We start from the raw sequence: 22153 nt of genomic DNA on the forward strand, positions 1-22153 counted from the left end.
CGCGGCTCCGCCTGGCCGGCGTCCCATGGGAGGTTCGAGTTGTCGCGCCGTCTCGTCTGGGCGCTTGCGGTCTTCGGCGGACTGTCCCTGGCCGCCGTGGCGACGGGGGTCCTCGTCGCGCATGCGCAGGGCGTTTCGGCGTCCGTCTGGGCGCGGAATCTCGGGAGCTGGGCTGCGGGCGCGCTCGCGGCGCTGCTGCTCGGTCGGTTCGCCGGGCCGCGCGTGGCGCTCGCATTCTGCGCGGCCGCTCCGATCGGCCTTCTCGGCGCCCTGGCCAACACCGGCCGGCTAGGTGTCCACCGCTGGCTCGACCTGGGCCCGCTGCACATCAATGCCGCGGAGGTGCTGCTGCCCCCCGCGATCGCCGCCTGCGCCGCGTCGGCGCGCGGCCGGCTCTGGCCCTGGTTCGCCGCCGCCGCCATGGCCTTGCTGGTCGTTCAGCCCGACGCCTCTCAAGCGACGGCCTTCGGTGGCGCGCTCGCGGTGCTCCTTGGCGCTTCGCGCCTTCCGCGGGCCCTCAGGATCGCCGGCGTCGTCGGCGTCGGCATGGCGATCGGCGCGAGCTGGCTGAGGCGCGATCCCCTGGCGCCCGTGCCCGAGGTCGAAGAGATCATGCGCCTGGCGTGGACGGTCTCGCCGCTGGCCGCCATCGCGGCCTGGACGGCGCTCCTCGGGGCGGCGGCTTCCTTCTGGCTCTTCCCGGCCGCCCGGCCCCACGCCGGCGCCTGGGCGTTAGGGGTCTATGCGATCCTGTCTGCCTTGACCCCGCTCATGGGCGCCTTCCCGGTCCCGCTCGTCGGCATGGCGATGAGCCCAATCGTCGGCCTTTGGCTCGGCGCGGGAATGATGGCCGCCCAGGCCCGCCGCGGCGCTCAGTGCGTATAGGCCGGCGGGTAGGGGCGCTTGAGGTCCATGTAGCGGTCGCGCAGTTCGATCTGGCGTGAGGTCAGCGGCTGGGCCTGCCCGCGCACGAGGATGAGCTGCGGCTGCGACAGCGGCTCGAAGGGGTCGCCCGTCCAGAGCACGAGGTCGGCGTCCTTGCCCGGCTCCAGCGAGCCCACGCGGTCGGCGACGCCGAAGATCTTCGCCGGGTTCTCGGTGATGGCGGCGAGCGCGCCGGCCGGGCTCATGCCGTTGGCCACCGCGATGCCGGCGTTGTAGCGCAGCTCGTGGATGCGGTGGGCGCCGTTGCTGCCTTCGAGGGCCACGGTCACGCCGGCCTTCTCCAGGCGCGCGGCGTTCTCCAGGGTGGCGCCCAGCATCTCCATGGTCTCCGGCCGGTCGGTGATCGGGCGCAGCAGCACCGGGACGCCCGCCGCGGCGATCTCGGGCGCCTCGCGCCAGGCCTCGGCGGCGCCGGACAGGATCACCTTGATCTTCTCCTCGCGCGCCAGCTTGAGCACGGCGCGGATGTCGGAGGCGCGGTCGACCACGGCGATCAGCGGCATGCGCCCCTCGACTACCGGGATCAGCGCCTCCAGGTCGGCGCGCGACAGCGCCAGCTCGCGCAGGCCCGCGCGTTCGTAGGCGGCGCGGTTCTTCATGTAGTCGCGCACGTCGCCCAGCGCCTGCTTGATCAGCACGATCTCGGCGCCCCGGGCGCCTCCGGCCACGGCCGCCCCGGCCTCGCCGAACGGGCTGACCATGGCCACCTTGGCGCGCACCAACGGCTCCTGGCCGTGGCCCAGCTGGATCACCGCCGCCTGGCCGGCGAACAGGGCGTGAGAGGCCTCGAAGCTGCCGCCGCCGGCCGTGGCGTCGTCCACCTCGTCGTCCTCGTCGCCGCCGCGGCCCGGGCGCGCCGGGATCGGCGTGACGACGGCGCTGGTGATGCCGCCCAGCCGGGCGACCGGGATCACCACCGAGTCGGGATTGAGGGCGTACTGCACGTCGAACGCCGCGCCCAGGTCGGGCGAGCGGACGCTGACATCGTTGCCGAGGGCGGCGATGTCGATCGCGCCGAGGGCGGAATCGGCGGCGACGAAGCCGGGCGTGACGACGCCGCCCTTGGCGTCGATCACCTGGGCGCCGGCCGGGGCCGCCAGGCCGGCGCCGACCGCGGCGACCTTGCCGTCGCGGACCACGACCGTGCCGCTGGCGATCTCTCCGGCCGGGCCGGCGGTCAGGATGTGGGCGTTGACGATCGCCACCGTGGCGGCCTGGGCGGCCGGGGCGAGCGCGAGGGCCGCGGCGGCGGCGAAGAGAGCGAGGGGGCGGATCATCGCAGGCCCTCCAGGCCGAGTTCGAAGTCGGATTTCGGCTGGTACTTCGGATCGCCGCGGTCGTAGGCCACGCCGCCGTCGATCCACACCCGCTGGGCGCGGGCGTAGATGGAGAACGGGTCGGCGTCCCACAGCGTCACGTCGGCCCGCTTGCCGGGCTCCAGCGAGCCGGTCTGGTCGGCGATGCCCAGGGCCTTGGCGGGGTTGGCGGTGATCCAGCGGATCGCCTGCGCCTCGGTGATCGAAAGCCCGGCCGCGCGCCCGGCGGCCAGCGCCTCGGCGGCCTCCTGGTTGAGCCGCTGGATCAGGTCGGGGTCGTCCGACTTGATGATCGCGCAGGCCCCGGCGGCCTCCACCAGCGGCACGTTGGCGGGGATCGCGTCGTACTGCTCGAGCTTGCCGCCCCACCAGTTGGTCCAGGTGGCCGTGCAGATGTCGTTGGCGGCCAGCAGGTCGGCGATCTTGTAGGACTCCACGGCGTGGTGGAACGCGGTGATCCGGTAGCCGAACTCCTTGGAGATATCGATCATCTGGGCCATCTCGTCGGCCCGGTAGCAGTGGTTCTCCACCAGGATTTCGCCCTTCAGCACGCCCACCAGGGTGTCGAGCTGGAGGTCGCGCTTGGGCGGGTCGGCCTTCTCGCCCTTGGCGACCTTGGCGTAGTAGGCGTCCCACTTGCGCATGTAGTCGGCGGCGTTGATCCAGGCGGCGCGATAGCCGGCCACATTGCCCATCCGGGTGGAGGGCGAGCGGTTGCGGCTGCCGTAGACCCGCTTGGGGTTCTCGCCGCAGGCCATCTTCAGCGTGTAGGGGGCGTCGGGGAACTTCATGTCCTGGACGGTGCGCGCCGGCACGTTGCGCAGGGTGACGCCGCGACCGCCGAACAGGTTGGCCGAGCCGGGCAGCACCAGAATGGTCGTCACCCCGCCGGCGCGGGCGAGGTTGAAGTCGGGGTCCTGCGGCCACACCGAGTGCTCGGCCCAGACCTGGGCGGTGTTGGGATCGGTGGCCTCGTTGCCGTCGGAGTGGGCGGCCACCTCGGGGGCGGCATAGACGCCCAGGTGGCTGTGGGTGTCGATCAGGCCGGGGGTGACCCACTTGCCGCGGGCGTCGACCACCTCGTAGCCGGCGGGCGGCGCGAGGCCGGCGGCGACGGCCTCGACCTTGCCGTCCTTGATCAGCACCGTGCCGTTGTCGACCTGCGACCCCGTGCCGGTGAACACCGTGGCCCCGACGATCGCCGTCGGGCGGCCGGGCAGGGGCCTGTAGGTGCTGGGGAAGGGGTTCTTCGCCGCTTCGGGGTCGAGGCCCTTCGGCAGCTCGGCTGACGCCGTTGCGGCGGGCACCGGACTCGACGCGGCCTTGGTGGCGGTGGTCGCGCAGGCGGCGAGGCCCGCGCTGGCGAGGACCGCGCAGGCGGCCCTGATGGCATGATGCAATGGACTAGCCCCAATCAGATGCCATGGATGGGAGCGGCGCGCGGCGCGCAAGTCAAGCGGCTGCGGTTCGGCCGCGCCTTGACTTTCCGCCCCCTCCATGCGCCCTTCCGCGCCTCGTAAATCACCCCGAATTTTGTTGAAAATGCACGCCTACCGCACGCACACCTGCGGCGCGCTCCGCGCCGCCGACACCGGACAGACGGTCCGCCTCTCGGGCTGGGTCCACAGGAAGCGCGACCACGGCGGCCTGATCTTCATCGACCTGCGCGACCACTATGGTCTGACTCAGCTGGTCTTCGCCCCGTCGACGCCCGGCTTCGGCGTCGTCGAGCACCTGCGGGCCGAAAGCGTGATCCGCGTGGACGGCGAAGTGGTGGCCCGTTCGGCCGAGACCGTGATCCCCAACCTGCCCACCGGCGAGGTCGAGATCAGCGTCAAGACGGTGGCGGTGCTGTCGGAAGCCAGCGAACTGCCGCTGCCGGTCTTCGGCGAGCCCGACTATCCCGAGGACATCCGCCTCAAGAACCGCCACCTCGACCTGCGCCGCGAGACCCTGCACCGCAACATCGTGCTGCGCTCGAAGGTGATCCAGTCGATCCGCAACCGGATGATCGCCCAGGGCTTCCTGGAATTCCAGACGCCGATCCTGACGGCCAGCTCGCCCGAGGGCGCGCGCGACTTCCTGGTGCCGTCGCGGCTGCATCCGGGCGAGTTCTACGCGCTGCCGCAGGCGCCGCAGCAGTTCAAACAGCTGCTGATGGTCTCGGGCTTCGACCGCTACTTCCAGATCGCGCCCTGCTTCCGCGACGAGGACCTGCGCGCCGACCGCAGCCTGGAGTTCTACCAACTCGACGTGGAGATGAGCTTCGTCACCCAGGAGGACGTCTTCGCGGCCATCGAGCCGGTGATGCACGGCGTCTTCGAGGAGTTCGCCGAAGGCAAGCCGGTGACGCCGTACCCGTTCCCGCGCATTCCCTACCGCGAGTGCATGGCCAAGTACGGCACCGACAAGCCCGACCTGCGCAACCCGCTGGTGATGCAGGACGTGTCGGAGCATTTCCGCGGCGGCGGCTTCGGCCTCTTCGCCCGCATCCTGGAGGACGCCAAGAACGCCGTGTGGGCGATCCCGGCGCCGAAGGGCGGCAGCCGCGCGTTCTGCGACCGGATGAACTCGTGGGCGCAGGGCGAGGGCCAGCCGGGCCTGGGCTACATCTTCTGGAGCGACGACCAGGGCGGCTGGGGCGGCCCGATCGCCAAGAACGTCGGGGCCGAGCGCACCGACGCGATCATGGGTCAACTGGGCCTGGGGCAGGGCGACGCCGCCTTCTTCGTGGCCGGCGATCCCAAGGTGTTCGCCAAGTTCGCCGGGAACGCCCGCACCAAGGTGGGGACCGACCTGAAGCTGGTGGACGAGGACCGCTTCGAGTTCTGCTGGATCGTCGACTTCCCGATGTTCGAGCTGAACGAGGAGACGAACCACGTCGACTTCAGCCACAATCCGTTCTCGATGCCGCAGGGCGAGCTGGAAGCGCTGAACACCAAGGACCCGCTGGACGTCCTGGCCTACCAGTACGACATCGTCTGCAACGGTTACGAGCTGTGCTCGGGCGCGATCCGGAACCACCTGCCGGAGATCATGCTGCGGGCCTTCGAGATCGCCGGCTACGGTCCGAACGTGGTCGAGGAGCAGTTCGGCGGCATGCTGAACGCCTTCCGCCATGGCGCGCCGCCGCACGGCGGCCTCGCGCCCGGCATCGACCGGATCGTCATGCTGCTGGCGGGCCAGACGGCCATCCGCGAGGTCATCGCCTTCCCGCTGAACCAGCAGGGGCAGGACCTGATGATGAACGCGCCCTCGGAAGTCTCGGACAAGCAGCTGAAAGAGCTTCACATCCGGCTGGCGCCGCCGATCAAGGTCTGACGCCGAGCCGGCTGGAGCGCATCAGGCGAAGGCGTGCGTGGTCAGGCGAACGCAGCCGGCCTCACCGCACCCTAGCGAGGCGTGGCGCGGATGGCCGGAGCGGCAGGGGCGGCAGGCGCCGCGGGAACCGCCGGGACCGCGGGCACGACGCGCACGATGGGGCGTGTATCCTCGCGGCGATAGATGAACCGCACGCCGTTGCACCCGCGGCCTGTCAGGCCCACGGGCAGGCGCGTGCGGCTGTCGGCGCAGGCGTCGTCGATCTGATCCTGGCTGAGGCCGCGCGCCCGCGAAAGGTCGGCCCCGTGCAGGGAGGCGCGGGTCAGGTCGGCGTCGCGGAAGTCGGCGCCGTCGAAGACGCTGCCGCTCAGGTTGGCGCCCGTCAGGTCGGCCGAACGGAACGAGGCGTGGTCGAAGACGCCGGACGAGAGCACCGCGCCCTGGAGGCCGGCGTCGCGGAAGCTGGCGCTGGTGGCCACGGCCTTCGAGAAGTTTGTGGCCTCCAGCTCGGCGGAGTTCAGCACGGCGTTGACGAGCCGCGCGCCGACAAAATTGGCGCCCTGGGCCTCGACATCGCTGAGCGTGGCCCTGGTCAGGTTGGCCGACGTGAAGCTGACGCCGCGCAACTCGGCCGAGCGAAGGACGGCCTCGACCAGGATCGCCCGGGTGAAATTGGCGCCGATGGCCTCGATGTCCGAAAGGTCGGCCGCCGTCAGGTTGGCCGAGGGGAAGGCCACGCCGTTCGCCTCGGTCGAGCGCATCCGCGCGGCGGTGAGGTTGGCGCGCGAGAAGTTGGCGCCGGTCATGGCGGAATCCGACAGATCCGCCTTGGAGAGATCGGCCCCCGCGAAGACCGAGGCGTGGAACTTGGCGTCGCGCAGGTTCGCGCCCACCAGCACGGCCCGGGAGAAGTTCGCCCCGATGATCCGGGCGCCCGACAGGTTGCGTCCCGACAGCTCGCAGCCCACGCAGGACCCGCCGAAGGAATTCTGCCGCGGAATCTCCTTGTCGCCGGCAAGGGCGGCGCCGGCGACCGGCAGGGCCACGAGCATCGTGGCCAGAAGGAGGGGCAGTCGGTGGGTCAAGCGGCGGAAATCCTTGCAGTCGGTATGTCACCTCTGCCTGCATCGACCCCCTGGCGCCACTTAAATCGCGGTAACTTCGAGGGGTTTAGCTCGCCTGATCCTCGGACCGACGGCCCGCCCGCGCGCCGCAGGTCTCGCAGATCAGCGACTGGCCCTTGCGCACCACTGCGATGTCGCCGCAGGCCGCGCAGACGCCCGCCGAACCCAGGGCCGCCGGCCCGGCCGGGCGGCTGGCCGTGGGCAGGAACACGAGATTGTCGGGCGCGGCCCCGCGGGCGAAGCCGCGGGAGATGAAGTGCGAGACCGGCTGCGGTTCGTCCGCGTCGGCGTTGTCGGCCTTGCCGCGGCCCAGGCCGTCGGCGTTGAGCGCCGCGGAGTCGGCGCTCGCCAGGTCGTCCCGCCCCAGATAGCTCACGCCCAGCTCGCGGAAGATGTAGTCGAGGATGGAGGTGGCCGACTTCACCGTGTCGTTGCCGGTGACCGGGCCGGCCGGCTCGAAGCGGGTGAAGACGAAGGCGTCGACGAACTCCTCCAGCGGCACGCCGTACTGCAGGCCGATCGAGATCGCGATCGCGAAGTTGTTCATCAGCGAGCGGAAGGCGGCGCCTTCCTTGTGCATGTCGATGAAGATCTCGCCCAGCTCGCCGTCGTCGTATTCGCCGGTGTGGATGTAGACCTTGTGGCCACCCACGCTGGCCTTCTGGATGTAGCCCTTGCGCCGGTCGGGCAGCTTGCGGCGCATCCGGTCGCGTTCGACGATCCGCTCGACGATGCGTTCCTGCGGCGGCTCGGCCGGCGCGGCCTCGGCGGCCGGGGCCGGCGCGCGAGCGGGCAGTTCGGCGGTGGGCGGGATGTCCAGCGACAGGACGGCCGGCGGCGGATCGCGCCGGACCCGCAGGGCGACGCAGCTCTCGGCGAGCAGCGCCTGGACGGCGGCGAGGCCGCGGTCCCAGGGCAGGCGCGCCTCCAGCACCGGCGGGATGTCCAGCACGGGCGCCAGCGCCTCCAGCATGGCGCGCCGGGCGTCCAGGGCCACTTCCGCGGCCGGGCGGAACGCGGCCTCGCGGTCGGGCGCGACGACCCCCGCGCCGGTCAGGCTGTCGCGCCCCAGGGCGTGGGCCTCGGCCGCGGCGATCGCGTCGGGCGAGAAGCCCGCCAGGGCCAGGACGTCCAGGGTCGGGTCGGCAAGCTGTTCGGCCGTGGCTCCCAGCACGTCGCGCAGGAAGCCTTCGCCGACGATGCGCGGGGCGAACGCCTCGGCGAGTCGGCGAACGAACGGCAGTTCGGCCTCGGCCGCCTCGATCTCCAGGCTGGTGAAGCCCCGGGCTTCCAGCGCCGCCGTGTCCACGCCGGGCGCGCCGGCCAGGCTGCGATGGCCCAGCAGGGCGGTGGTCGCGGCGTCGGCCTCGTCGCCGAGGCCCAGGCGGGCGGCCTGGCTCAGCGCGCGCACGACCACGCCGTCGGCGGTCTCGGCGAGGGTGACGGGGCCGTTCCAGGGCGCGGCGTCGAGGCGCGCGCCGAGGCGCAGCGCGAGTTCGGGATCGTCCACGAGACCCAGGCGCAGGTCGGGGCCGATCGGCGCGGCCGCCTCCTTGGCCGCCTCGAACAGCCGGCGCGCCGCCAGCCGCCCGGCGTCGCTGTCGTAGTCGAGGCCCTGGGCCGCCAGCCAGTCGGCCAGTCCGCCCAGCGCCAGGCGCATCGGGCCCTCGGCCTCGGCGGCCAGGGCCGTGGCCGCCACCATCACCGCGGCGGCGAAGCCCGTCGAGTCGAACCCCGTGGCGTCGAAAAACGCCATCAGCTCGATCCCGGCGGTCGGCAGGGCCGGGCCCTCGGCGATGGCGCCGGCCGCATCGGCGTCGGGGGCGGCGATGATCCGCCCGGTTGTCCAGGCCGCCGTCGCCAGGGCCGAGCCGGCGTCGCCGACAGCCACCATGGCGGTGGCCGGGGCCGGCGGCGGCGGGGCGCAGAGCCATTCGGCCTCGCCGGCGCTGGCCAGGGCGATGGCCTCTAGGATGGTGGCGTCGGTTGCGCCGGCTGCGCGGGCGGCCTCGGCGGCGCGCGCCAGGCTGGTGTTGCGGGCCGGGTCGGCGCAGGCCTCGGGGCCGCCCTCGCAGCGGAGCACCGCATCCATCACGGCCTGCAGCCGCGCCGAGAGCCGACCGGCCGCCGCCTGGGCGGCCTCGCGGCCGCGGTGCGCCGCCGTCATCCGCTCCAGCGCCGCCGCGCCCGGTTCCAGCAACCGCAACGGCGCGCCGCCGGGCGACAGGGCGATCGTGCCCAGCAGCATCGCCTCGGTGATCGCCTCGCGGAACCGCGTGCGGGTCTTCAGGTCCTTGGTCAGGCCCTTGGCCTGGGCCTTGCCGGCCAGGCTGTAGGCGTACTGCAGGATCGCGTTGGCGAGGTCGGTCCGCCCATCGGCCCAGTCCACCCAAGCTTCGACGCGGGCGTTGGTGAAATGGGCCGGCGCCTCGACCTCGGCGAGTCCGCCGCCCAGCTCCAGGGTGCGTCCCTCGATTCCCGCGCGCGACGTTTCGCTGGCCATGGCGACTCCCTTGCGCCTCAGCCTAGGCGCCGCCGATGGGGGGCGGCAATAGATGTTGGGGCAGGAAGGGGTTTCATCCCCAACATATTGCAGGCGAAAAGCCGCGCTCCGGGCGCTGGACGCTCCGGGGGCGCCCGCCTATAGTCCGCGCGCATCGCGGACCGGAAGAGCTCGAAATTGTCGCTTCTGAAGACGATCTTCACCTGGTGGAACGGGGCCACCACAGGCATCTACTTCACCACCTGGCGGCGTGGCCGTTTCGTGGGCCAGGACGAGCTCGGCAACCGCTACTATGAGGCTCGCGACGACCGCGACAGCTACGACAAGGGCCGCAAGCGCCGCTGGGTCATCTACAAGGGCTACGCCGACGCCTCGAAGGTGACGCCCGACTGGCACGGCTGGCTGCGCTACACCTTCGACGAACCGCCGACCTCGACGCCCCTGCTGCGCCGGGCCTGGGAGAAGGACCACCTCCCCAACCTCACCGGCACCATCTACGCCCGTCGCCCCCAGGGCGCGATCTCGCGCGGCGGCGATCGTCAGCGCGCCACGGGCGACTACGAGGCCTGGACCCCGGAATAGCCGTGGGTCGCCGCCTTCCGCGACAGGTCACACTGTCCCGTCTGCTGGCGGGCGCCGCGCTCGGCGTCCTGGCGGCCGGGGTCGTCGCGGCCCAGCCCGCGCCCAAGCTCACGCCGCCGCCGCCGCTCAAGACCGCCGTGCCGGAGGAAGCGCCGCCCGCGACCGCGACCCCGACCCTGAAGACCCCCGAGCTGCCGCCCGAACCCGAGCAGCCCGACATGGCCGCCGTGCCGGCGGAAGACATCACGCCGGCGGCGACGCCCAGCAATCTCAAGGTCGCCCAACCGGCCGAGCCGATGCGGCGCAACCGCTACGACATCGCCGTGCTGCAGGCGCTCGACAAGGTGACGGCCGAGACGCTGCGTTTCGAGGCGCCGGTCGGCAAGCCGGTGCGCTGGAAGGGCCTCATCTTCACGGTCAGCGCCTGCGAGCGTTCGGCGCCGGACGAGGCCGTGGAGGACTCGATCGTCTACGTCACCATCGACGCCCAGCCCCGACCGCAGCCCGGCCGGCCCACGCCCGCGCCGCACCAGGCCTTCAAGGGCTGGATCTTCGCCTCTTCGCCCAGCCTGAACCCGGTGGAGAACACCTCCTACGACGCCTGGGCGATCAGCTGCAGGGCGAGCAACCCGGCGCTGCAGCCGTCGGCCGCGCCCATGCGTCCGCCGCCCGCCGCCGCGCCGCCCGCCGCCACGCCCGTCGCGGCCGCTGAGACGAGCCCCAAGCCCTCGGCCACGCCGCCCGCCAAGGCTGCGTCCGCGCCGCTGCCCAAGGTCGTCGCCCCGACGCCGGCCGCCGCGCCGCCCTTGTCGGCCCCCGTCGCGCCCACGGCCCCGGCGGCGCCCGCGCCCAAGGCCGCGGCGGAATCGCCTCCGCTCAGCCCGTAGAAGTCGGCCTCGGTCGCCAGGGCGCGCTCCAGCCGGCGGTGATAGTCGGCCCGACTGATCTCGGCCGCGCCGAACTGGGCCAGGTGCTCGGTCATGAACTGGGCGTCCAGCAGGCTGAATCGCCCGGCGATCAGCCGCGCGACCAGGTGGACCAGAGCCACCTTCGAGGCGTCGCGCGCCCGCGAGAACATGCTCTCGCCGAAGAACGCGCCGCGCAGCGAGACGCCATAGAGCCCGCCGACGAGCTGGCTGCCGCGCCAGCACTCCACGCTGTGGGCGTGGCCCATCCGGAAAAGCTGGAGGTAGAGCTGTTCGATCGGGCGGTTGATCCAGGTCTCGGTCCGGCCCGGGCCCGAGGCGGCGCAGGCCAGCACCACCTCGTGGAACGCGGTGTCCACCCGCACCTCGAACGGATCGGCCCGCACGGTGCGCGCCAGCCGGCGCGGGACGTGGAAGGCCTCCAGCGGGATCACGCCCCGCCGCTCGGGATCGATGAGGAAGACGCGGGCGTCCTCCCGCGCGTCCGCCATCGGGAACACCCCGCGGGCGTAGCAGTCGAGCAGGTCGCGCGCGTCGAAGGCCGCCATGCGGTGATCTACGCCGCGGCCCCCGCTGGGCTCAACCGGTCTGGCTCGCCATCCACCGCTCCAGCCAGTGGATGTTGTACTCGCCCTTCAGGATGTCGGGCTCGGCCAGCAGCTCCTGGAAGAGCGGGATGTTGGTCTCGATGCCGCCCACCACGATCTCGCCCAGGCAGCGGTTGAGGCGCGCGATGCACTCGGCCCGGTCGCGGCCATGGACGATCAGCTTGCCCACGAGGCTGTCGTAGAAGGGCGGGATCGAATAGCCGGCGTAGAGGGCGCTATCCATGCGCACGCCCAGGCCGCCCGGCGCGTGGTAGTCGCTGACCAGGCCGGGCGAGGGCGTGAAGGTCTTCGGGTTCTCGGCGTTCACCCGGCACTCGATGGCGTGGCCCTCGAAGACGATGTCGTCCTGGCTGAACGACAGGGGCAGGCCGGCGGCGATGCGGATCTGCTCGCGCACGAGGTCGATGCCCGTGATGGCCTCGGTGACCGGATGCTCCACCTGCAGGCGGGTGTTCATCTCGATGAAGAAGAACTCGCCGTTCTCGTACAGGAACTCGATGGTGCCGACGCCGAGGTAGCCGATGGCCTTCACCGCGTCGACGACCACCTTGCCGATCCTGGCGCGGGCCGCTGCGTCGATGGCCGGGGAGGGGGCCTCCTCCAGCACCTTCTGGTGGCGGCGTTGCAGGGAGCAGTCGCGTTCGCCCAGGTGGCAGACGTTGCCGAAGCTGTCGGCGATGACCTGCAGCTCGATGTGGCGCGGGGTCTGGAGGTAGCGCTCCATGTAGACCGCGTCGTCGCCGAACGCGGCCTTGGCCTCGGCGCGGGCGGTCTGGACGGCCTCGACGAGGTCGGCTTCGGTCTTAGCGACCTTCATGCCGCGCCCGCCGCCGCCGGCCGCCGCCTTGATCAGGACGGGGAAGCCGATCTCCTTGGCCGCGGCGATCGCCTCCTCCTCGGTGGTGACCGCGCCGTCCGAGCCGGGCACCACCGGAATGCCGGCGGCCTTCACCGCCTGCTTGGCGGTGATCTTGTCGCCCATCATGCGGATGTGCTCGGGCTTGGGCCCGATGAAGGTGAAGCCGTGGGCCTCGACGATCTCGGCGAAGCGGGCGTTCTCGGACAGGAAGCCGTAGCCGGGGTGCACCGCCTGGGCGCCCGTGATCTCGCAGGCGGCGATGATGGCGGGCACGTGCAAATAGCTCTTCGCCGCCGGGGGTGGGCCGATGCAGACGCTCTCGTCGGCCAGCCGCACCCACATGGCGCTGGAGTCGGCCTCGGAGTGCACGGCGACGGTCGAGATGCCCATTTCCTTGCACGCCCGGTGGACGCGCAACGCGATCTCGCCCCGGTTGGCGATCAGGATTTTCTCGAACATGAGCCTACTCGATGATGGCGAGCGGCTCGCCGAACTCCACGGGCTGACCGTCCTCGACGAGGATCTCGAGGATCTTGCCGGCGCGCGGGGCGGGGATCGGGTTCATCGTCTTCATCGCCTCGACGATGAACAGCGTCTGGCCCGCCTGGACCGTGTCGCCCACCTTCGCGAAGGCCGGCGCGCCTGGGTTCGGCTGCAGATAGATCGTGCCCACCATCGGCGAGGTGACGGAATCGCCCCGGGCCGGGGCCGGCGCGGCTTCTGCCGCAGGCGCCGCAGCGGGCGCCGGCGCGGCGGCGGCCACGGGTGCGGCCGCCAGGGCGGGCGCCGCCATCTGCACGGGCGCGGCGACCAGCGTCTTGGCCACGCGGATCTTCAGGTCCCCGCGCTCGACCTCGATCTCGGACAGGCCCGTCTCGGTGAGGATGTCGGCCAGTTTGCGCACCAGGCGTGAGTCGATGGGATCGGCAGGCGCCTTCGGAGTGCTCGGCATGTAATTGTGCCCTTGTGGTTCAAATCTAGCGGGCGAGGCCCGCGGCGGCCTCGACGGCCAGTTCATAGCTCTTCGCGCCGAAACCCGACACGACGCCCGTCGCCGCCAGCGAGACGTAGGTCTTGCGACGGAACGATTCCCGGGCGGCCGGGTTCGACAGGTGGCACTCGATCACGGGGATCGCCAGCATCTTCAAGGCGTCGAGGATGGCGACGGAGGTGTGGCCGTAGCCGGCCGGGTTCAACACCACGGCGGCGGCCTTCTCGCGCGCTTCCTGGATCCAGTCGACCAGCTCGCCCTCGTGGTTCGACTGGCGGAACACGATTTCGAACCCGAACGATTTCGCGCGCGCCTCGCAGAGACCGCGCACGTCGTCCAGGGTCTGATGTCCGTAAATCTCGGGCTCGCGGGTCCCCAGGAGGTTGAGGTTGGGTCCGCTCAGCACATAGATCGGTTTCGGCATTCGGCTCCGCCGCTCGATTCCGCGCCCTTGTAACGATCCACGGCGGAGGCCACAAGCAAACCGACCCGGAGCGTCACGTGCAGTTGACCATCAATGGAGAGACCCGCGCCTTCGAAGGGGTCGCCCACGTGGCGGCGCTGGTGGCCGCGCTCGGCCTCGACGGGCGCAAGGTGGCGGTGGAACGCAACCTGGAGATCGTGCCGCGTTCGGCCTATCTGAAGACCCCGATCGCCGACGGCGACCGGATCGAGATCGTGCAGTTCGTGGGAGGCGGCTGATGGATGGCTCGCAGCAGACCGATGACACCTGGAGCGTCGCGGGCCGCACCTTCCGCTCGCGCCTGATCGTGGGCACCGGCAAGTACAAGGATTACGCCCAGAACGCCGCCGCCGCCGAGGCCGCCGGCGCCGAGATCGTCACCGTGGCGCTGCGGCGGGTGAACCTCAGCGATCGCAGCCAGCCCATGCTGGTCGACCACGTGAAGCCCGACCGCTTCACCTTCCTCCCGAATACGGCGGGTTGCTTCACCGGCGAGGACGCCGTGCGCACCCTACGCCTGGCCCGCGAGGCCGGCGGCTGGGACCTCGTGAAGCTGGAGGTGCTGTCGCAGACCGCCCACCTGCTCCCCGACATGGAAGAGACCCTGCGGGCGCTGAAGCTGCTGATCGCCGACGGCTTTCACGTGATGGTCTACTGCTCGGACGACCCGGTCTATGCGAAGAAGCTGGAGGACGCGGGCGCGGCGGCGATCATGCCGGCGGCGGCGCCGATCGGTTCGGGGCGGGGCATCCAGAACTTCCTCAACCTCGGACTGATCATCGAGCAGACCAAGGTTCCCGTACTGGTCGACGCGGGCGTGGGCACGGCCTCGGATGCGGTGGTGGCCATGGAACTGGGCTGCGACGCCGTGATGACGAACACCGCCATCGCGGAGGCCCGCGACCCGATCCGCATGGCGCGGGCCATGAAGCACGCCGTGATCGCCGGCCGCGAGGCCTATCTGGCCGGCCGCATGGCCAAGCGGATGTACGCCGACCCGAGCTCGCCGCTCAGCGGCCTGATCTGAGCGTCTGAAACCCCCTGTAACGGGCCTGGAACCGTTCCGTACTCGCCCGCGCCGGCGGCGCGGCCCACGACCGGACCCGACACTTGGGGAAAGGCGTCGGGTTCGATGAAGCATGGAAGCGTGGCCGCGCTGGCGGCCGCCTGCGCAAGCCTGGCCGGACAGGCCGCGGCCGGGGAGGCGATGGCCACGGCCCCGCCGAAGGACGGCGTGCAGGAGGTGGTGGTCTTCGGGCGCGGCGAGTCCAAGATCGGCGTGGCGCACGCCGCCAGCGAGGGCACGATCGCCGGCTCCGACATGCTGGTGCGCCCGCTGCTCAAGACGGCCGAGCTGCTGGAGGCCGTGCCCGGGCTCATCGCGGCCCAGCACTCCGGGTCGGGCAAGGCCAACCAGTACTTTCTGCGCGGCTTCAACCTGGACCACGGCACGGACTTCACGACCTACGTCGACGACGTGCAGATGAACCTGCGCACCCACGGCCACGGCCAGGGCTACCTAGACCTCAACGGGCTGATGCCCGAGGTCATCACCCGCGAGGATTTCCGCAAAGGTCCGTACCGCGCCGACGGCGGCGATTTCGCCCTGGCCGGGGCGTCCTACCTCACCACCGTGGACGCGTTCGACCGCAACTGGGCGGCGGGCGAGGCGGGATCGCACGGCTACCGGCGCGGCGCGGCCGGCGGCAGCGTGGCCGACGGCGCGGGCGGCCAGTTCACGGCCGCGGGCGAGGTGAAGGTCTACGACGGGCCGTGGCAGGAGCCCGAGCACCTGCGCCACTACGCGGCCTTCGTGAAGTACGAGCGCCCGACCGCCCTGGGCGAGCTGGAACTCTCCGCCCACGGCTATCACGGAACCTGGCGGCCCACCGAACAGATCCCGGAGCGGATCATCGGCTCGCCCGTCTGCGCCGACGTGTTCTGCTCGCCCGACCCCACCGCCAGGGGCAAGACCGACCGGCTCGTGGTCAACGCGCGGCTGAGCGGGGAGGGCTGGAAGGCCAACGTCTACGGCCAGACCTACGCCTGGAACATGTATTCCAACCCCACCTACGCCAACCCGGACGGCTCCAGCGCCCAGATCCACCAGTTCGACCGCCGCTGGATCGTCGGGCTGAAGGCCGAGCGCACCTGGGCGGTCTCGCCCGCGCTCGACCTGCGCGTCGGGACGGAGGACCGCTTCGACCGCATCGGCAAGGTGGGCGTCGCGCACACCGACGATCGCGCCTTCGTCGAATCCCTCGGCTTCTACCGCGTGGAGGAGGCCTCGGCGGCGGTGTTCGGCGAGGCGACCTGGCGGCCCGTGGAGGGCCTGCGACTGATCGGCGGCCTGCGCGGCGACTGGTATCACGCCACCGTCGCGGCCCGCGACGCGGAGGCCGCCGCGCTCGGCGCGGGCAAGGCGCACGACGCGGTGCTGTCGCCCAAGATCGACGCCGCCTACGCCGTGAACGACCACATCGAGCTCTATGCCGACTGGGGCCGCGGCTTCCACTCCAACGACGTCCGCGGCCACTTCGCCGCCACGCCGGTCCCGATCCTGGTGAAGGGGACGGGCAAGGAGCTGGGCGCGCGCTTCCAGGCCGGCCGCTTCACGCTCACCACCACCTACTGGTGGCTGAACGTCGGCAGCGAGCTGCGCTTCGTGGGCGACTCCAACGCCGTCGAGCCGACGGGGGCCAGCCGCCGCCACGGCTACGAGCTGGTGGCCTTCTTGCGGCCCCTGCCGTGGCTGGCCATCGACGGCAACTACACCGCCAGCCACGCCCGCTACGACAACGGCGACCACATCCCCAACGCCTTCGAGAACTCGGCCGCCTTGGGCGTCTCGGCGGTGTCCGACGAATGGGAGGCCAGCGTGCGGCTGCGCCACCTGGGCCCGTCGCCGCTGGTCGAGGACAATTCGGTGCGCGACAAGGGCAGCACCGTGGTCAATCTCCGGGCCGCAAGAAAGTTCGATAATTTCGAACTCTACGGCGATCTTCTCAACGTCTTCGACAGGCGCGACAAGGACATCGCCTACATCTACGAGTCCTACATCCCGGCCTTCGACGCCGCGCCGGTCGAAGGCCGCCTCAGCCGCGTGGTCGAACCCCGCACCCTGCGCGTTGGGATGACGTATCGGTTCTGACGCCTCCGTCATCCCGGCCGGAGGCCCGCGTCAGCGGGCCGTAGAGCCGGGATCCAGCCGCTCCGACGTCAGGGCTGCTGGATCCCGGGTCTTCGCTGCGCTGCGCCCGGGATGACGCCGGCTACAGCGCCATGCTCAGCACCTGGACCTGGGTGAACTCCTTCAGGCCCTCTTCGCCCAGTTCCGTGCCCACGCCCGACAGCTTGGCGCCGCCAAAGGGCAGGTGGGGCTGCAGGTCGGCGTGCTTGTTGATCCACACCGTGCCGCTTTCCATCTCGCCAGCCAGGTCCCACGCCTTGTCGGTGTCCTTTGTCCAGATCGAGCCGCCCAGGCCGTAGATCGAGGCGTTGGCGCGGGCCACGGCGTCGCCGGCGTCGGAGAACTTGATCACCGGCAGCACTGGGCCGAACTGCTCCTCGTCCACCAGCTTCGAGCCGTCGGTGATGTCGCGCACGATGGTGGGCTGGATGAAGTAGCCCTTGTCGCCCTTACGCGCGCCGCCGGCGATGATCTTGCCGTCCTTGCGGCCGGCCTCGATGTAGCCCAGCACTTTCTCGAACTGGGCCTTGTTCTGGATCGGCCCGAACTGGGTGCCCTGTTCCAGCCCGTCGCCCACCACCGCCGCGTCGGCCAGCTTGGCCAGTTCGTCGCACATGGCGTCGTAGATGCTCTCGTGGACGTAGATCCGCTTGGCGGCGATGCACACCTGGCCCGAGTTCTGGAAGGCGGCGTTGAAGATCTTGGGCGCGGTCTCCTTCGGGTCCACGTCGGGCATGACGATAGCCGCGTCGTTGCCGCCCAGCTCCAGGGTGACGCGCTTCAGCGCATCGGCCGCGCCGGCCATCACCCGCTTTCCGGTCTCGGTCGAGCCCGTGTAGCTGATCTTGCGGATGCCCGGATGCTTGGTCATCTCGGCGCCCAGCTCGTTCTCGTCGGCGATCACGTTCAGCACGCCGGCGGGAACCAGGTCCTTCACGATCTCGGCGAACTTCAGGGTCGACAGCGGCGTCGTGCCCGCGGGCTTCAGCACCATGGTGTTGCCGGCCAGCAGCGCGGCCGGGACCTTGAAGGCCATCAGGATCAGCGGGAAGTTCCAGGGCACGATCGCGCCCACGACGCCGATCGGCTTGCGGCGGATCTCGACGCGGCCCTTCTCGTCGTTCTGAACCTCCTTGGCCGGCAGATCGAGGCTGGCGAAGTAGCGGAAGAAGGCCGCGGCGCCGAACACCTCGCCCATGGCCGCCTGCAGCGGCTTGCCCTGTTCCTGGGTGAGCAGGCGGGCCAGGTCCTGCAGATTGGCCTGGATGGCGTCGGCCATGGCCACGAGCACCTTCTTGCGCTCGTCGATCGGGGTCTTGCTCCACGCCGGCAGGGCCGCCTGGGCCGCGGTCACGGCCTCGTCGAGCTGGGCCTTCGACGCGCGCGGGCAGTCGGCGACCGGCTCCTCGGTGGCGGGATTGAGGACCGGCGAGGCCGACGCGCCGGCCACCAGGCGGCCGCCGATCAGGAGCTTGTAGTCGGACATGGGAAACCTCCGCTGCGTTGCCGGCGACTGAGCGCCCGTTACGCAGGGGCGGTCAAGCGGCTGGGAACGGGCGTCAGGCCGGGATCAGGTCCGCCGTGGGAGAGACGCCCACCGCCTCCAGCATTTCCGTGCGTTCGGGCCCGGCGCTGGGCGGATAGAGGGCCGCGTTGCGCGCCTTGCCGCGCGCCCACACGCGCACGATCTTCATCAGGTTCGCCGGCCGCCGCAGCCACAGGCGCGGATCCTCCAGCATATGGAAGCCGCGCATGAAGGCGCGAAGCAGCTCGACGTCCTCGCGCATGGCGATGCCGAGGCCGTCCTCGAGGAAGCTCTTGGCGATCCGGGCGCGGAGGCTGGGCGGCCGGGGCGGCGACAGCGCTGCGCGGGCGCGCCGGATCGCCGACTGGTCGGCCTTGCGCATCACGTCGTAGTAGGGCCGAAGCTCGCGCGCGACGCCCGCGCTGTAGGCCAGCAGGCGCTGACCCGGATCGGCATGTGCCGCCAGGGCGTCACGCAGCACGTGGGCGCTGACGGCGGCGAACGAACAGCCGCGTCCGTAGAGAGGGTTGGTGCGCACCACGCTGTCGCCCACCGGGAAGAAGCCCAGCACGGCGGGCTTGCCGTCCGGCGCGAAGTCGCGCCAGCGGCTTTCGAGCTGGCCCATGCCGAACACGCGGCTGGCGGCCTCGGTGCGCTCGGGCTCGATCCAGGGCGCGACCCCCGGCAGTTCGCGGCAAACGGCGTCGAACACCTCGGGGTCCACCACCGCCTTGCGCATCTCCTCCTCGACTTCCGGCGTGCACAGGGTGATCGAAAAGCAGCCGTTGTCGGCGGGGAAGACGCCGAACTTCAGATAGCCCAGGTCCCCGGTCGTGCGGCCCTGTCCGCGCGGCGGCTCCTCCTGCCCGGGCCGCAGGCGGTAGTGGCGCGTGAAGTAGATCACCCCGCAGGGCTCGGAGCTTTCGGGGATCGAGGCGCCGGCGGCGGCGAGCTGCTCGGCCGATTGCGAGAGGCGGCCCGAGGCGTCCACCACGAGGTCGGCCGAAAGCTCGGTTCCGTCCTCCAGGCGGACTCCCGTCACCGTCGGCGGGGCGCCGGGGCGGATCGCGAGTTCCTTCACGAAGGTTCCCGCCCGGATGGTCACGCCGGGCAGCCGCTCGGCATAGCGGCGCATCACCAGCTCCAGCGTCGTGCGCCGGCTGGTCAGGATGGCGAGGTCGCCGTCGATCGGCTTAGGGACGTAGGCCCGCCTGTGCTGTTCGGTCAGCGCGCCGTCGAAGCCCAGCTCGCGGCACCCCGCGGCCAGGAGGTCGTCCAGCAGGGCCGGGTGCTCGTCGCGGACCAGGGTGCGCAGGCGCGCGAGGAAGGCGTGGCTGTGGCGCAGGTGGCCGACCCCGCGGCGCCCCCAGTCCCGGAAGGCCGTGTCGGCGTCGCCCTCGGGCGGCGCCGGGTCGCGGTCGAGCAGAGTGATCTCGCGGTCGGGGCTCGACAACGCCATCGCCGACCAGAGCCCGGCCATGCCCGCTCCGATCACCAGCACCCGCTCGACCATGGCCGCTCCTCTACGCCTCGTCGAAGAGAGCTTAGCGCACTCTTCGAGCGACCCTGCGTCAAGCCGGCGGTGGAGGTATCTAGGTGGTCGAACCCGGCCGCTTCATGCCGGCCGCCTTGGTCCGCGCCAGGGCCGTGCGCACGGCGTTGATGTCGGCGCCGGGGATCAGGTAGTCGCCCACGACGAAGGCGGGCGTGCCCTCCAGCCCCAGGTCGCTCGCCAGCACGCGGATGTCCTGCAGCTGGGCGCCGATCTCGGGCTTGGCGGCGGCGGCGCGGACGGCGGCCGGGTCGAGGCCGGCTTCCTTGAGGTGCCGGTCCAGGGCGGCCTCGTCCAGCCCGCGGTCGGCCATCCAGGCCTTGTAGAGCGCCAGTCCCTTGGCCTTGCCCTGCGGGGTCAGCGCCATGCGCGCGGCCGTCTCGGAGACCTCGCCGAAGATCGGGAATTCCTTGAAGACGAAGCGGACGTCCGGGTTCTCCTGGACCAGCTTCACCACCTCGGGGGCGACCAGCTTGCAGTAGCCGCAGCGGTAGTCGAAGAACTCCACCACCGTGAACTCGCCCTTGGGATTGATCACCAGGTCGCGCGGATCGTTCTCGAGCTGCTGGCGCAGCCGCCCGATCGTGGGGGCGGCCGACTTGGCCTGCTCCAGCATCTGGTTCTGGCGCAGCTTGGTGACGGCCTCCTCGATCACTTCGGGGTGCTCGAGCAGATAGGCGCGGACCTTGGCGCCGAACGCGGCGTCTTCGGTCTTCTGGCAACCCGAAAGGGCGAACGCGGCCAGGAGGCCGGCGGCGAGGAGGGCAGGGGTCTTCATTGGCGTCCAGATAGGGGTGGCGGCCCGAGGGCTCAATTCTGGTTGCTGGCGATCGAGCCTTCACGGCCCAGTTCGCGCAGGTCGTCGCGGGTCGGCTTGGCGACCAGCACGATATCGGTGGCGCGCCGCCACTCCGGCGTCCCCTTGTCGAGCCGCTCGCGCGCGCGCATGGCGAACACGCGGGCCTGCTGCAGGTCGCCGATATTGTAGTTGTATTCCGCGGTGGCCAGACGGGCCATGCCGTCCTGCCCGGTCTTGTCGTAGGCCTCCGCCAACAGACGCCACGCGACGGCGTTGTCCTCTTCGCGGGCCAGGGCCAGCTTCAGCTCCTGGATGCCTTCCTCGACCTTCTTGCGGTCGTCCAGGGCGATGAGGGTCTGGCCCAGGTTGATCCGCAGCAGCGGCGCATCGGGCTTCAGCTCCACCGAGCGGCGCTGCGGCGCCACGGCCTCGGCGGTGTGGCCGAACTCGAACAGGATCTGGCCCTTGAGCTCCCACAGGTACGGATTGTCCCCGTAGTCGGCCAGCATGCCGTCGATGAGCTTCAGCGCCCGGTCGGGATCCTTCATCTGGTAGTAGGCGATCGCGCGGGCGTAGCGGGACGGGAAGTCGCGGGCCTTCTCGTCGTATTTGGTCAGCGCCACCTGCGGGGTCATGAAGCCGATCAGCTTGGCTTTCATGATCTCGTGCTCGGCCAGGGCGTCGGGCGTGTCGACCTCGCCGTAGTTGGGCAGCTTGTCCACCCGGTTGCGCAGGGCCTCGATCCGGTCGGACGAGATCGGGTGGTCCTGGAAGTAGCGGTAGCGGCGGGCTTCCGCGAACACCTCCTGGTAGCGGAAGTTGTCGAAGAAATCGGCGAGGCCCCGGGCCGAGAGCCCCGCCTTGTCGAGCAGGGTGGCCCCGGCCTGGTCGGCCCGGCTTTCCTGCTCGCGGCTGTAGCCGATGGCGCCCAGCGCGCCGAAGTACTGCGCGCTCGAGGCGAGGCCGGCGGCTGCGTCAGGAGCGCCGGCGATGGCCGCCAGCACGCCCAGGCCCATGGTCAGCAGGAACGGCTTCATCCCCGCCGAGCTCATCTCGCCCGAGCGGAAGCTGTGCCCGGCGGCCAGGTGGCCCACTTCGTGGGCGATGACTCCCTGGAGCTCGTTCGGATTGTCCGATTCCATGATCAGGCCGGTGAAGACGGCCATGACCCGGGGCGCGGCGAACGCCTGGATCTGCTTCGAGCCGATCAGGATGATCTGGACGTTCTTGGGGTCGATTCCCGCCGCGTCGAGGATCGGCGCGGCGTCGTGGCGCAGGATGTCCTCGATCTCGGTGTCGCGGATCAGGGTCTCGCCATCCTGGGCGGCCGCCGGGCGCGGCGCGACCGCCACGCCCGCGAGGAGCACGGCGGCCAGCGCGAGGCGGGAAACCGATCGGAATGGGGAAACCATGCGTGGCTCTCTAGACGTTCGACTGCCCCAGTCCGAT

General features: G+C 71.2%; 18 protein-coding genes and 1 pseudogene. 7 read left to right on the forward strand and 12 right to left on the reverse strand.

Annotated features, from left to right (window positions below; genetic code table 11):
* Positions 1–39: 39 nt before the first annotated feature.
* Entirely contained in the window at positions 40–885 is an 846-nt protein-coding gene (locus GC203_RS04655) for a hypothetical protein (RefSeq protein ID WP_293451833.1), read from the forward strand.
* Here the strand turns inward: GC203_RS04655 and GC203_RS04660 are convergent.
* Entirely contained in the window at positions 873–2222 is a 1350-nt protein-coding gene (locus tag GC203_RS04660) for an amidohydrolase family protein (RefSeq protein ID WP_293451835.1), read from the reverse strand. The two genes, GC203_RS04655 and GC203_RS04660, sit on opposite strands and share 13 nt — an antisense overlap.
* Entirely contained in the window at positions 2219–3760 is a 1542-nt protein-coding gene (locus GC203_RS04665; protein WP_293451837.1) for an amidohydrolase, read from the reverse strand. Before GC203_RS04665 ends, GC203_RS04660 begins: the two co-directional genes overlap by 4 nt.
* 34 nt (positions 3761–3794) lie before the next feature.
* Here GC203_RS04665 and aspS point away from each other — a divergent pair, with 34 nt between their 5' ends.
* The gene (aspS, locus tag GC203_RS04670) at positions 3795–5582 is read left to right on the forward strand and encodes an aspartate--tRNA ligase (RefSeq protein ID WP_293451839.1); all 1788 of its coding nucleotides are present in this window, start codon (positions 3795–3797) and stop codon (positions 5580–5582) included.
* 71 nt (positions 5583–5653) lie between these two features.
* Here the strand turns inward: aspS and GC203_RS04675 are convergent, their stop codons facing one another.
* Both GC203_RS04675 and GC203_RS04680 read right to left on the reverse strand, forming a co-directional pair.
* Positions 5654–6667 carry a pentapeptide repeat-containing protein gene (locus GC203_RS04675; protein WP_293451841.1) on the reverse strand — a complete coding sequence of 338 codons (1014 nt, stop codon included), beginning with the start codon at positions 6665–6667 and terminating at the stop codon, positions 5654–5656.
* 85 nt (positions 6668–6752) lie between these two features.
* Positions 6753–9209, reverse strand: coding sequence for a ribonucleotide reductase (locus GC203_RS04680; RefSeq protein WP_293451843.1), 2457 nt, complete (start codon positions 9207–9209; stop codon positions 6753–6755).
* Positions 9210–9386: 177 nt separating this feature from the next.
* On the opposite strand from GC203_RS04680, the gene GC203_RS04685 reads away from it, so the two are divergent.
* Both GC203_RS04685 and GC203_RS04690 read left to right on the forward strand, forming a co-directional pair.
* Entirely contained in the window at positions 9387–9791 is a 405-nt protein-coding gene (locus GC203_RS04685; RefSeq protein WP_293451845.1) for an NADH:ubiquinone oxidoreductase subunit NDUFA12, read from the forward strand.
* 296 nt (positions 9792–10087) lie between these two features.
* The gene (locus tag GC203_RS04690) at positions 10088–10678 is read left to right on the forward strand and encodes a DUF2155 domain-containing protein (protein ID WP_293451958.1); all 591 of its coding nucleotides are present in this window, start codon (positions 10088–10090) and stop codon (positions 10676–10678) included.
* Here the strand turns inward: GC203_RS04690 and aat are convergent.
* From aat to aroQ, 4 genes and pseudogenes are all read right to left on the reverse strand, one after another.
* A pseudogene (gene aat / locus GC203_RS04695) lies at positions 10660–11265 on the reverse strand (leucyl/phenylalanyl-tRNA--protein transferase); the annotation flags it as partial. The gene GC203_RS04690 and the pseudogene aat sit on opposite strands and share 19 nt — an antisense overlap.
* A 31-nt stretch (positions 11266–11296) precedes the next feature.
* On the reverse strand, positions 11297–12643 hold the full coding sequence (accC, locus tag GC203_RS04700; RefSeq protein ID WP_293451847.1) for an acetyl-CoA carboxylase biotin carboxylase subunit: 1347 nt from the start codon (positions 12641–12643) through the stop codon (positions 11297–11299).
* Positions 12644–12647: 4 nt separating this feature from the next.
* Positions 12648–13136, reverse strand: a complete 489-nt coding sequence (gene accB, locus GC203_RS04705) for an acetyl-CoA carboxylase biotin carboxyl carrier protein (RefSeq protein WP_293451849.1) — start codon at positions 13134–13136, stop codon at positions 12648–12650.
* A gap of 25 nt (positions 13137–13161) precedes the next feature.
* Positions 13162–13599: a type II 3-dehydroquinate dehydratase gene (gene aroQ, locus GC203_RS04710; RefSeq protein WP_293451851.1), complete on the reverse strand. Its 438-nt coding sequence runs from the start codon at positions 13597–13599 to the stop codon at positions 13162–13164.
* A 77-nt stretch (positions 13600–13676) separates the two neighbouring features.
* On the opposite strand from aroQ, the gene thiS reads away from it, so the two are divergent.
* The 3 genes from thiS to GC203_RS04725 all read left to right on the forward strand — a co-directional run bounded on the left by thiS (position 13677) and on the right by GC203_RS04725 (position 16789).
* Positions 13677–13877 carry a sulfur carrier protein ThiS gene (gene thiS / locus GC203_RS04715; protein ID WP_293451853.1) on the forward strand — a complete coding sequence of 67 codons (201 nt, stop codon included), beginning with the start codon at positions 13677–13679 and terminating at the stop codon, positions 13875–13877.
* Positions 13877–14665 carry a thiazole synthase gene (locus GC203_RS04720; RefSeq protein WP_293451855.1) on the forward strand — a complete coding sequence of 263 codons (789 nt, stop codon included), beginning with the start codon at positions 13877–13879 and terminating at the stop codon, positions 14663–14665. Before thiS ends, GC203_RS04720 begins: the two co-directional genes overlap by 1 nt.
* Before the next feature lie 105 nt (positions 14666–14770).
* Entirely contained in the window at positions 14771–16789 is a 2019-nt protein-coding gene (locus GC203_RS04725; protein WP_293451857.1) for a TonB-dependent receptor, read from the forward strand.
* 121 nt (positions 16790–16910) lie between these two features.
* On the opposite strand, the gene GC203_RS04730 is transcribed toward GC203_RS04725, so the two are convergent.
* The 4 genes from GC203_RS04730 to GC203_RS04745 all read right to left on the reverse strand — a co-directional run bounded on the left by GC203_RS04730 (position 16911) and on the right by GC203_RS04745 (position 22116).
* Positions 16911–18314 (reverse strand): aldehyde dehydrogenase family protein, encoded by a 1404-nt coding sequence (locus tag GC203_RS04730; RefSeq protein WP_293451859.1) that lies wholly within the window; start codon positions 18312–18314, stop codon positions 16911–16913.
* Positions 18315–18387: 73 nt separating this feature from the next.
* Complete coding sequence (locus tag GC203_RS04735; RefSeq protein ID WP_293451861.1) at positions 18388–19866, reverse strand: tryptophan 7-halogenase; 1479 nt, start codon at positions 19864–19866, stop codon at positions 18388–18390.
* A gap of 79 nt (positions 19867–19945) precedes the next feature.
* Positions 19946–20683, reverse strand: a complete 738-nt coding sequence (locus GC203_RS04740; protein ID WP_293451863.1) for a DsbA family protein — start codon at positions 20681–20683, stop codon at positions 19946–19948.
* Between the two features lie 32 nt (positions 20684–20715).
* Positions 20716–22116, reverse strand: coding sequence for a M48 family metalloprotease (locus GC203_RS04745; RefSeq protein WP_293451865.1), 1401 nt, complete (start codon positions 22114–22116; stop codon positions 20716–20718).
* Positions 22117–22153 lie beyond the last annotated feature (37 nt).

The organism is Phenylobacterium sp., assembly GCF_016124325.1.
Lineage (GTDB): Bacteria > Pseudomonadota > Alphaproteobacteria > Caulobacterales > Caulobacteraceae > Phenylobacterium.